Source organism: Microcoleus sp. T2B6 (assembly GCF_036700475.1).
In the GTDB taxonomy this organism is placed as follows: domain Bacteria; phylum Cyanobacteriota; class Cyanobacteriia; order Cyanobacteriales; family Microcoleaceae; genus Microcoleus.
Genome location: NZ_JAUBOZ010000154.1, coordinates 1 through 12,880, shown reverse-complemented (window position 1 = coordinate 12,880; position 12,880 = coordinate 1). Strand labels below are relative to the sequence as shown.

3 protein-coding genes and 1 pseudogene are annotated in these 12,880 nt (G+C 45.1%); 3 read left to right on the top strand and 1 reads right to left on the bottom strand.

What is annotated here, in order from left to right; genetic code table 11:
- Positions 1-94: pseudogene (locus QUA00_RS37010) on the bottom strand (Uma2 family endonuclease); the annotation flags it as partial.
- Between the two features lie 1,053 nt (positions 95-1,147).
- On the opposite strand from QUA00_RS37010, the gene QUA00_RS34365 reads away from it, so the two are divergent.
- The 3 genes from QUA00_RS34365 to QUA00_RS34355 form a co-directional block, all read left to right on the top strand.
- Positions 1,148-3,364: a transporter substrate-binding domain-containing protein gene (locus tag QUA00_RS34365; protein WP_333412978.1), complete on the top strand. Its 2,217-nt coding sequence runs from the start codon at positions 1,148-1,150 to the stop codon at positions 3,362-3,364.
- A gap of 89 nt (positions 3,365-3,453) precedes the next feature.
- A complete protein-coding gene (locus QUA00_RS34360) occupies positions 3,454-6,837 on the top strand; it encodes an amino acid adenylation domain-containing protein (protein ID WP_333412976.1) in 3,384 nt (1,127 codons plus the stop codon).
- A partial coding sequence (locus QUA00_RS34355) for an amino acid adenylation domain-containing protein (protein ID WP_333412974.1) occupies positions 6,834-12,880 on the top strand: 6,047 nt, incomplete at its 3' end. The genes QUA00_RS34360 and QUA00_RS34355, both read left to right, overlap by 4 nt.

Sequence of the window (12,880 nt, the reverse complement as noted above, 5' to 3'; positions counted from 1 at the left end):
TCAGCAGCAAATTGCCCTCGGTGTCCCACCACCGCAGCCATAGCATTGTCTGGTTTTGATAGCTGTCCTGCACCAGTCCTACACAGTTCCCTAAAGTTGTAGGAACCTGAGCTCGATAGATTATGGAAGATCCGACTTTTCCGACTTTACGATCCGACTTTTCCGACTTACAAAGGCGGGGGAGAGGAAGTATCATACAGATAAGATGCCGTCTCAAAGCCTGTGGAAGCAATTAAGAGACTTTCATAGCTTTTGAACGATACAGTTATAATCAGGGTTTAACGCTACAAAAGGGACTTCTACTTAATTACTAGCATATATAGCAATCCGATCTGAGTCTCAAAAGATAATGGCCCCTTGTCTTGCTAGACTCCTTGTCTAGCAAGGACTTCAATTTTTCGGAAGCGAGAAAATCAATTAGGATTGCTATAGTTCAGAGTGTGTATGATCGCACGTCGAGCGTGCAATTACGGCTATTTTTTAGCTCGTGATTTACAGAATAGTGCGTACATCATTGTTAGATCAGTAAATCCCCTATGAACGAATGATATAAGGATGTATAAATTATCTCAAGAACTATTTGCTCTAGAAGTAAATGTAAATGGGGGCATTTCTTCTCAACCTTTTTCTACATTACTCACGTCTAAACAACGAAATGTTGAATTTTACCTTCCATGACCTTTTCTTTACAAAAGTTTTATTGATTTCCCTTGACAAGCATCTATCCAAAGAGTTATCTTAAATATATCTAGAGATAGATGACAAATAAATAAGCTGAAGAGTAAAGCTTGCCAAAAGATTAAATTGAATCTACAGGGGGTAGTGGCTCGAAAAATCCGAGTATTACTGCTGCCAAGGCATTCAAGAGCGGACGTATGGGTGCAATAGCAGCGTCCGGCAAGAAATTTCGTACTGAGCCAACTTTTTGAAAGGTGCTGAAAGATTGGGAGAACAGTGGGTGCAGTTGACTGTTTTCTAAGTGAAGGCGAGGGTTCGGCTAACACAACAGCAATAGCATAATTCACCTATTGCTTAACAAAACCATCCAACAATAGCAAGGTGCCGGAATAGGCTGCGGTTGGAGCAGAATTCAGCGTTGATCCGAATCCCTGCCAATTGAGAACACAAATTATCGAATTACAGGAGTATGACCATTCTTAACTACAACGAAAGCACCTATCTGCAAGAAAATCCCGACGTGGCACAAGCCGTAGCTTCAGGCATTATTCCCAACGGCTTCGAGCATTGGGTAAAGTTTGGTTTTATTGAAAAAAGAACGCCACAAATTTCCTTCAACGAGCAATTTTATCTAGATGCTAACCCCCAGGTAGCAGCAGCAGTTGCCAACGGTAGTTTCTCAAGCGGATTTGAACATTATGCGCGGTTTGGAGCGGCTGAAGGTCGATCGCCCGTTGCCAGTATAACACCCACAGGCTCTCAACTTCAAGAAATCTTAAAGCGCGGGTTTGTGCGGGTTGCAGTTAACGAGGATGCACTCGGATTTAGCAACCGAGAAGCCGATGGTTCATTTAGTGGGATGGGTATTGATTTTAGTCGCGCCATTGCCACTGCTTTGTTTGGGAACCCGAATGCAGTAGAATTCGTAGTCGTCAAGGCAGGTGAAGACTTTAATAGTGTTGCCAGTGGCGCAGTGGATATCGCCGCCACTTTGCCCACTCAATCTGTGCTCCGCGATGCCAGTTTAGGAGTAGATTATTCGCCTACAGTTTTCTTCGACACTCAAGCGGTATTGGTGCGTGGTAATAGTGGAATTAGTTCTGTTGAGCAGTTATCAGCAACAACCATCGGCGTATTAGCAGGAACGCGCTCTCAGCAAAATTTAATAGATGCCGCCCAACGTGCCGGAATCGCCCTCAACATCCAAACTTTCCCCTCACAAGATGCTCAGGTTGGCGCTTACGATGCGGGACAATTGGGGGCAGTTTCGATTAATCGCGGGGTGCTGAGCAATCGCATTCCCACCTTATCCAATCCGGGAAATCAAGTCATCCTGGATGAAGCCATTTCTAAAGAGCCTTTAGCACTCATTGTGCCGGAAAATCAGTCTGAATGGGCTGATGTGGTGCGCTGGGTGGTCAACGCTCCCATCCAAGCCGAGTTCTTTGGCATTAACTCCCAGAATGTGAATGAATTTCTTGATGGAAATTCTGCCAGTAAGCGCTTCTTAGGCGTGGAAGGGAAGTTAGGAGAATCTTTGGGACTCAAAAATGATTTTGCGTTGAAAGTTATCCAACAAATTGGTAATTACGAAGAGATTTACAATCGCAATTTCAATCCCGAAGTGCTGCCGCGCCAGCTCAATGAACTAATGTTTGTCGAGCCTGGGGGACTGCTTTATTATCCACCATTTTCCGGGACTGACGAATTAAGTGTACCCTTGGTAAATAACGACAACCGCAACGTTTTACAGGAAGTTTTAGACCGGGGGTTCGTGCGCGTTGGGGTGAGAAATGATGCACCTGGACTCGGTTTTTCTGACGCCAACGGCAACTTAAGCGGATTTGATGTCGATTTGGGTCGGGGACTAGCAGCTTCCCTATTTGGCGACCCCAACGCAGTGGAATTCGTGATTCAGAAAACGGGTGCTCAGCGCTTCAGCGATGTCGCCAATGGCATCGTTGATGTAACTAGCCGCAATGCCACCCTCAACCTCAAGCGGGATGCTTTGCTGGGGGTAGATTTTGCCCCCATTAATATTTACGATGCTCAATTTGTGGCAACACCAACCGCCAGCGGAATTACCTCTTTTGAACAGCTTGCAGGTCGCCGAATTGGCGTGACTGCAAATACCACTTCTGAGGCAACTCTGCGAGAAAAGTTGAGTGCTTCGGGCATTAATGCGGAAATCGTAGCCTTAGATAGCTTCCCGACCCTATTTGATAGTTATATCAAGGGCGAATTGGATGCGATTACCGGCGATGGAAGTCTGATTATCTCTCGTCTTCTGACCTTACCCCCAGAGCAGCGAGACCAGCATCAGCCATTTCCAGAAGTTTTGGGAGAGGAGCCTTTAGCAATGGTGGTGGACGAGAATCAATCCCAGTGGAAGGATGTGGTTTCTGGAGTTACTTATTCTCTTTATGAAGCGTTAGAACTGGGTTTAACTTCTAAAAATGTAGCTGAAGCCGTCAATAGTTCAGATCCAGTTGTCCGGCGCTTTTTGGGAGTGGAAGGAAATGTGGGTGAAAGTCTGGGTTTGTCGAATAATTTTGCTTTGAATGCGATTTCCGCAGTGGGGAACTACAGCGAAATGAGCGATCGCAACTTCCCGGGTATTCCTGTTAGCCCTTTGCAAGCGCCTTATACCGAGGGCGGTGTCCTGTTCTCGGTTCCTTTTGCTTGATTTTGCTGAATCGGGGTGGTTCATGAATCACCCTTACAACAATAAACCGTGCATCTTCGCTTTCAATTCATTGACTAGGTAAAATCATCATGCAAGCCACTAAAGATAAACTTTCTGACCACCGGCTTTTGACAGAAGCCGAACGACATAAAATATTAAACGATTGGAATAATACAACCACAGAATATCCCCACGATCGCTGCATTCACCAGCTATTTGAGGAACAGGTAGAACGGACACCTGACGCTGTGGCGGTAGTTTTTGAAGGGGAGCAACTGACGTATCGAGAATTGAACGCAAGGGCAAACCAACTGGCACTTTACCTGCGATCGCTAGGTGTAAAGCCAGAAGTTTTGGTAGGCATCTGTGTCGAACGTTCCTTTGATGCGATCGTGGGAATCTTAGGCATTCTCAAAGCAGGTGGTGCTTACGTTCCCATAGATCCTGCGTATCCATCTGAGCGCATCGCTTATATGCTCAATGATTCGCAACTACCAGTTCTATTGACTCAACAAAAACTGGTCGCCTCGTTACCACAGCATCAAGCGTGGGTAGTCTGCTTGGACGCTGATTGGGAAGAAATCTCTGTGATGTCCTTCCTTCCTCCGATCACTGACGTGACACCGGAAAACTTGGCTTACATAATCTATACCTCCGGCTCAACCGGAAAACCTAAAGGAGTTCTTATTGCTCACCAAGGATTGTGCAATCTAGTTCAGACACAAATCAAGCTATTTAACGTGCGACCGGATAGCCGCGTTCTCCAGTTTGCTTCCATTAGCTTTGATGCTTCTATCTGGGAAATTGTGATGGCTCTTTGTGCGGGGGGCAAGCTCTGTCTTGGAACGCGAGAAGAATTGCAGCCAGGGCCAGCGTTGCTCCAGCTATTGAAGGAGCAAAAAATCACCCATGCTAACTTTGTGCCATCTGTGCTTGCGGTTTTGCCTGATGAGGAATTACCAGCTTTAGAGAATATGGTTGTAGGGGGAGAGGAGTGTCCTCCTTCTTTGGTGGAGCGATGGGCAAATGGACGGCGTTTCTTCAATCTCTACGGTCCAACTGAATCTACTGTCTGCGCTACTATTGCACAATGTTTTAAAGGTACAGAAGTGCTATCAATTGGACGACCCATTGACAACACCCAAATCTATATTCTCGATCGCTATCTTCAACCCGTTCCGCTCGGTGTTCCCGGAGAATTGCATATTGCTGGTGTGGGGTTGGCGCGAGGCTACCTCAACCGTTCAGAACTGACCGATGAGAAATTTATTCCCAATCCCTTTAACAATGAAGTGGGTTCTCGCCTCTATAAAACAGGTGATTTAGCCCGTTACTTACCAGATGGTAACATCGAGTTTTTAGGTCGGATTGATAATCAAGTAAAAATGCGTGGTTTCCGGATCGAACTGGGCGAAATTGAAGCAGTGTTGAGACAACATCCAGCAGTTTTAGAAACCGCGATCGTCATGCAACAAGATGTTGCAGACCGCCAATATCTGGCAGCCTATATTGTCCCAAGAGACTCCAAGGCGATTTCTCGCAGCAACCTGCGCGGTTTTCTCTTTGAAAAACTGCCAGATTACATGATTCCAGGAGTGTTCCTGATGTTAGATGCCCTGCCATTAACACCTAATGGCAAGGTAGATCGTCGGGCGCTACATGAATATGCTGAAAAAATGGCTCTAAAAGAATCAGAGATAGAAGTATCTAATTTAAAGATAGACATCTCCGCTCAGAATCAACAGGAAGATACAGAATTAAAAACCACACGCTCAGATAGCATTGGCTCAAAATTACTTTCTTTAGTAGCAAAGTTGCTACACATAGAAGTCAAAGAAATAGATGTCTCTGCCACCTTTTTAGAACTGGGGATTGATTCACTACTTCTTTTAGAAGCTATGCGAAGCATTCAAACCACTTTTGGAGTTGAGGTAGAAGCTCACCAGTTTTTTGAAAAGTTGGAAACAATTGATGCTTTGGCTACCTATATTGAGCAAAATATGTCCTTGGAACCGTCACAAAAAAGCTCTAAAGAAAGCGATATCTGTCCGATTAGCGCAACTACAACCTATTTAGAATCTAGTAAAATCTCCCCACAATTAGCTCAAACAAAAGCATTGAACTTACCCATAGCCTTTTCCAAAGATAAAGTAATGAATGAACCCAATGAAAACGTAGAGCCAGAGACAAATCTAGAAAAAATTATCTCCCAGCAGCTTCAAGTAATGTCTCAACTAATGTCTCAACAATTAGAACTTTTACGCACGGCGCAGCCAAACAAGAAGCTTAAATCTTTAGAAAAAAGTACATTCACTCAATTCGCCTCAGTCAAATCTTTCGAGCCAAAAAGCACAGTTAGCAATCCATCTCCCGTGTGTTCTTACAATGAATGGGACCCACTTGAAGAAGTTATTGTTGGCATCGTCGATGGGGCGATGGTTCCCTCTTGGCATACCATCCATCGCGCTACAGTGCTTCCCGGTCAAGAAAAACAACTGGAGAGCTTAGCCAAGCGAACGCAGAAACAACCGCTTCCCTATCCAGAGTGGCTCGTTCAGGCTGCTAGCAAGTGCGTCGAGGAATTTGCTCATATTCTTGAATCGGAAGGAGTTGTTGTACGTCGGCCTGATGTTGTTGATTATTCTGCTTCCTTCCGCACACCTGATTGGGAAGTAATTAATGGCTTTTGTTCAGCCAATCCCCGCGACGTTTTCTTGGTAATTGGGAATGAGATTATTGAAGCTCCAATGGCCGATCGCAGTCGTTATTTCGAGTCATGGGCTTATCGCTCCCTACTTAAAGAATACTTAAAGGGAGGAGCCAAGTGGGTTGCTGCCCCCAAACCACAACTACTCGATGCACAATATGACCCAGATTACAAAACTCCCGCTCCAGGTGAGGAAAGGCGCTTTGTAATCACTGAGTTTGAGCCAACGTTTGATGCCGCAGACTTTGTACGCTTTGGACGGGATATTTTTGTCCAGAAGAGTCACGTCACTAACAGTCTTGGGATCGAATGGGTGCGACGGCACCTGGGCGATGAATATCGAGTTCACGAGCTTCAGTCACTTTGCCCACAAGCCTTGCATATTGACACCACTCTAGTTCCCCTCGCTCCTGGAAAGGTGTTAGTAAATCCGCTTTTCATAGATGTTGACAATTTGCCTGACTACTTCAAATCTTGGGATATCCTGCTGGCACCTAAACCGAACCGAACGCCGATGACACTTTATGACACAAAAGTGATCAGTCAGTGGGTCAATATGAATGTACTCAGTCTCGACGAAGAGCGAGTTATCGTGGAGAAATCACAGGAATCCACGATTCAAGCATTAAAAGACTGGGGGTTTAAACCCATTCCTTGTGAGTTTGAAAGCTACTATCCTTTCATGGGTTCTTTCCATTGCGCGACGCTGGATGTCCGCAGACGTGGCGAACTCCGTTCCTATGAGATGGAGGAGGGCGCACTATGAATCTCAATCAATTTTTAGCTGAACTTGCCGAACGCGGTGTCAAATTGTGGCTAGAGGGCGATACGTTGCGTTTTCGCGCTCCAAAGGGGGTAATGACATCGGAAGATCGGGACTTACTGGTATTGCATAAAGCAAAAGTTATCTCGTTGCTGTCCCAGACCAATACAAGCGCGAACGATACTAACCAAACAATTGTACCTTTCGCAGAAAAACGGGATATACCTCTGTCTTTTCCTCAAGAACAACTGTGGTTTTTGAGCCAGTTAGACCCAAATAACGTTTCTTACAACGAACTATTTGCTCTCCGATTCTTGGGCGTAGTGAACATCGTTGTACTAGAGCAAAGCCTGAACAAGATCGTCGCTCGCCATGCAGCTTTACGAACCAACTTTGCGACGGTTAACGGGCAGCCCGTTCAGGTCATTGCTGAAAGTTTGATTTTGACAGTGCCAGTCATAGACTTAAGCAAGCTACCTGCTAGTGACAAAGAAATAGAAGTCCAACGATTAGCAACGGAACAAGCCCAAAAGCCCTTTAACCTAGTTAGCGACCCTTTAATCCAAGGGAGTGTACTTAAGCTAACAGACACAGAGCATATATTCTTGCTGAGAACTCACCACATTGTCTGGGATGGTTGGTCATTAGGCATCATGTGGCGGGAGTTAGCAGCTTTCTACAATGACTTATCCCAAGACTTACCGCCACTCCCGGCTGAGTATCCCGACTTTGCAGTTTGGCAAAAGCAATACTTGACAGGTGAGGTATTAGATTCCCTACAAACCTATTGGAAAGAACAACTAATAGATGCACCTCCTCTATTAGAACTGCCCACCGACCGAGCGCGAGGAGTTACACAAACCTTTCGAGGAAAACATTATAGATTTGTCATTTCCAAGCCGCTCACCCAGGCTCTGATCGGTTTAAGTCGGCGGCAAAAAGTGACTATTTTTATGACGCTGTTAGCGGCGTTTCAAACATTACTTTACCGTTATACTGGGCAAACCGATCTTTGTGTAGGTTCGCCCATTGCGAATCGCGATCGCTCCGAATTTAAGGATTTGATTGGGTATTTTGTTAATACGTTAGTGTTACGCACTTGTTTAGCAGGAAACCCAAGCTTTGAGGAGTTACTGTTTAGAGTGCGAAAAGTAACGCTCGAAGCATACACTCATCGAGAGCTACCGTTTGAGAAATTAGTAGAGATATTGCAGCCAGAACGCTCTTTGAGTTACACGCCACTGTTCCAGGTGATGTTCATGCTGCTCGATGAATTACCTGAAATCCAAATGGAAGCCTTAAGGGTAAGTCCATTAGCAGTAGAAACTGGCATAACACACTTTGATTTGGCTTTGTTTATAGAAAAGACTTCATCGGGGCTAATTGGAGAATGGGAATACAATCCCGACTTGTTTGATGATGCCACGATCGCTCGAATGACAGGTCATTTTCAAACCTTGCTGGAGGCGATCGCAGCCAATCCCAAACAGGCGATCTCTAAATTACCTCTGCTGACAGAACAAGAGAGACATCAGCTATTAGTCGAGTGGAATAACACAGAAATTGAGTATCCTCAAGATAAGTGTATCCATCAGTTATTTGAAGAACAGGTTGAGCGATCGCCTGATGCTGTGGCAGTGGTATTTGAAGAGGAACAACTGACTTATCGAGAATTGAATGCCAGAGCCAACCAGTTAGCACATTACTTACGAGCGAAAGGAGTAAGGCTAGAAGTTTTGGTAGGTATTTGCGTAGAGCGTTCCTTTAACATGATTGTAGGAATCTTAGGCATTCTCAAAGCGGGTGGTGCTTATGTCTCGATAGACCCTGCCTACCCATCTGAGCGCATCGCATATATGCTGGATGATTCGCAGCTAGTAGTTCTATTGACTCAGAAACAACTAATCGCCTCGTTACCAGAACATCAAGCACAAGTAATTTGCTTAGATTCTGATTGGGAAGAAATCTCTAAGGAGAGTGAACTGCCTATCATAACTTGCGTGACACCAAAAAACTTGGCCTATGTTATCTACACCTCTGGCTCAACAGGAAAGCCAAAAGGGGTTTGTTGTAATCATACAGGTGTACTGAATCTCTTAGACGACTTTCAAAGCCGCAAGCCAATTTCTATTGGAGATAAATGTAGTTTATGGACTTCTATTAACTTTGATGTTTCAGTTTATGAAATCTTTACGCCTCTCTTATTTGGTGGGTCACTATTGATTCCCTCAGACTATTTAAAGCTGAACAGCGAAGCATTTTTTAGATGGCTATTTACTAACCAGATTCGCAGTGCCTATATTCCTCCATTTATGGTCAAGGAAATGGTGGAGTGGCTGAATCCTTTAGAATCTAAGCTATTTTTGCAAAGATTGCTAGTTGGAGTAGAACCGATTTATGAACGGTTGTTAGTAGAAATTGTAGAAAAAGTTCCTGAATTACTAATCATCAATGGGTATGGCCCAACTGAGGCTACAGTTTGTGCCACTCTGTATTCTGTTCACCCTCAAATCGAGAACTACAGAAACACACCAATTGGTAAACCTGTTCAGAACACACAAATTTATATTCTCGATGGCTATCTTCAACCCGTTCCCATCGGTATTCCTGGAGAACTGCACATTGCCGGCGTCGGTTTAGCACGAGGCTACCTCAATCGTCCCGATTTAACCCAAGAGAAATTTATCCCTAACCCTTTTAGCAATAAACCCTCTGACCGCCTCTACAAAACAGTTGATTTAGCACGTTATCTTCCAGATGGTAACATCGAATTTCTCGGTCGTATAGACAACCAAGTAAAAATTCGTGGTTTCCGCATCGAATTAGGCGAAATTGAAGCAGCGATCGCGCAGCACCCAGCTATAAGGGAAACTGTAGTTATAGTCAGAGAAAACGCTACAAACGACAAGCAATTAGTCGCCTATATTGTCCTATGTCAGGATCTAGTACCCAGAATTAGTGACCTGCCCTATTTCCTTAAACAGCAATTGCCTGATTACATGATACCGAGTGCTTTTGTGGTGCTGGAGGCACTACCCCTGACACCCAATGGCAAAGTAGACCGTCGAGCCTTACCCGCACCTGATTTGCGGAAAGAACAGGAAAAATTTTTCGTTGCCCCTCGTACTCCCATTGAGGAAATGTTAGCCAGCATTTGGGGGAACATCCTCTCAATTGAATCTGCTGTGGGCGTTCAGGACAATTTCTTTGAACTGGGCGGACATTCCTTATTGGCGACTCAAGTGATTTCAAGGATGCGCGATACATTTGGCATTGAATTACCACTCCGCAGTTTATTTGAAGCTCCCACGATTGCCGAATTAGCCTCTAGAGTTGAGAATTCGCTCAAGAACGGACAATCACAAGAAGCTTTGCCTCTTATACCAATTAAGCGGTCAGAGCCTATCCCATTATCGTTCGCTCAAGCGAGGTTGTGGTTCCTCGACCAATTACAACCAGAAAGTGCATTTTATAACATCCCGCTCGCGTTGCGTCTTTTCGGTCAGCTTAATATAGTGACTTTAGAGAGGGCTATTCAAGAAATTATCCAGCGACATGAAGTTTTACACACCAACTTCACCACATTAGAAGGTCAACCTGTTCAAGTTATTGCTTCTAGTATCGATTGTCAGCTACAAGTGGTGAACTTGTTGCATATTCGAGAAACCGAGCGAGAAATCGAGGCGCAACGATTGGCGAAGGTTGAAGCGAATCGACCTTTTAACCTGGAACAAGAGCCTTTAGTCCGAGGTACGGTACTACAGCTAGGTGAAACAAAATACGTTTTACTGCTCACCATGCACCATATTATTTCTGATGGTTGGTCGCTAGGGGTATTCGTAAAAGAATTAACTGAACTTTATACAGCTTTCTGCTCTGGAAAGTCTCCACGTTTACCAGAGTTACCAATACAATATGCTGACTTTGCTGTTTGGCAGCGGCAGTGGTTACAAGGAGAAATATTAGAAACCCAGCTTAATTACTGGCAGCAACAACTATTAGACGATCCAGCTTTATTGGAATTACCTACTGACCGACCGCGACCTGCTGTTCAGACTTTTCAAGGAGCGCATCAATCGTTTGCGATTTCTCAAGAGTTGAGTTTGGCACTTGTTGCTTATAGCAAGCGAACAGGAATCACTTTGTTTATGTTGCTATTGGCAGCGTTTCAAACCTTGCTTTATCGTTATACAGGGCAGGATGACATTATAGTAGGTACGCCAATTGCTAATCGGAATCGACAGGAAATAGAAGGACTGATTGGCTTTTTTGTGAATACTTTAGTGTTGCGTACTGACCTGTCGGGCAACCCTAATTTTGAACAATTACTCAATCGAGTTCGGGAAGTTGCACTAGGGGCTTACGCGCATCAAGACCTACCCTTCGAGCAGTTGGTAGAGGCATTACGTCCCACGCGAGACTTAAGTTATACACCACTATTTCAGGTGATGTTTGCCCTTGACGATGCTCTGGTTCCTTCTTTTGAACTGCCTGAGTTAACGGTAAGCTCATATCCAGTAGAAATTGGCATAGCTAAGTTTGATTTGACCCTATCAATGGAGAATAGAACCTCTGGATTGGTAGCAGAATGGGAATACAATACTGATTTGTTTGATGACGAGACAATTGCTCGCATAGCCCGACATTTCCAGACTTTACTGGAGGCGATCGCAGCTAATCCACAGCAACCAATTTCAGAATTACCATTGCTTACTCAACCAGAGCGACATCAACTGCTCTTTGAGTGGAACAACACTACAAAAGAATATCCCCAGGATAAGTGTATCCATCAGTTATTTGAAGAGGAAACGGCTCTAACACCTGATGTGGTGGCAGTAGTTTTTGAAGGGGAACAACTGACCTATCGGGAACTGAACGCCAGGGCAAACCAGTTAGCACATTACCTCCAAACGCTGGGTGTAGGGACAGAAGTTTTGGTTGGAATCTGCGTAGAACGTTCCTTTGAGATGATTATAGGACTGTTAGGCGTACTCAAAGCAGGTGGTGCTTATGTCCCTATAGACCCCGCCTATCCAACTGAGCGCATCACTTATATGCTCGAGGATTCACGACTGCCAGTTTTACTCACTCAACAAAAACTGGTTGCCTCGTTACCAGAACATCAAGCACGGATAGTCTGCTTGGACGCTGATTGGGAAGAAATCTCTGTGATGCCCGAACTTCCTCCCCAAAGTGACGTGACGCCAGAGAACTTAGTCTATGTAATTTACACCTCTGGCTCAACCGGAAAGCCCAAAGGAGTTCTCATTGCTCACCGAGGCTTGTGCAACCTAGCGCAGGCACAAATCAAGCTATTTGATGTGCAGCCAGATAGTCGCGTTCTCCAGTTAGCAACATTCAGTTTTGATGCCTCTATCTCGGAAATTGTCATGGCTCTGTGTTCGGGGGCACGGCTTTGCCTGGGAACGCGAGAGTCGTTGCAACCGGGATTACCTTTGCTGCGACTATTGCAAGAGCAGAGGATTACCCATCTTACTCTTGTGCCATCAGCACTTGCTGCTCTGCCCAGTGAAAAGTTGCCAGCGTTGCAGAATATCATCGTCGCGGGAGAGCCATGTCCGGCTTCTTTAGTCGCTCAATGGGCTGTGGGACGGCGTTTCTTCAATGCTTACGGGCCAACTGAATCCACTGTCTGCGCTACCGTTGCCCAATGCTTTGAAGGCATGGACGTGCTGCCAATTGGTCGTCCGATTGACAACACCCAAATCTATATTCTCGATCGCTATCTCCAACCCGTTCCTATAGGCGTTCATGGGGAATTGCATATTGCCAGCGTTGGATTAGCAAGAGGATATCTTAACCGTCCCGATTTGACGGCTGAAAAATTTATCCCCAACCCCTTCAGCGATAAACCAGGTTTTAGCCTGTATAAAACTGGAGATAAGGCACGTTATCTACCAGACGGTAACATCGAGTTTTTGGGTCGCATCGACAATCAGGTCAAAGTTCGCGGTTTTCGTATCGAACTCGGAGAAATCGAAGCAGCACTCAGCCAACATCCAAACTTGCTCCAAGTCGCTGTTAC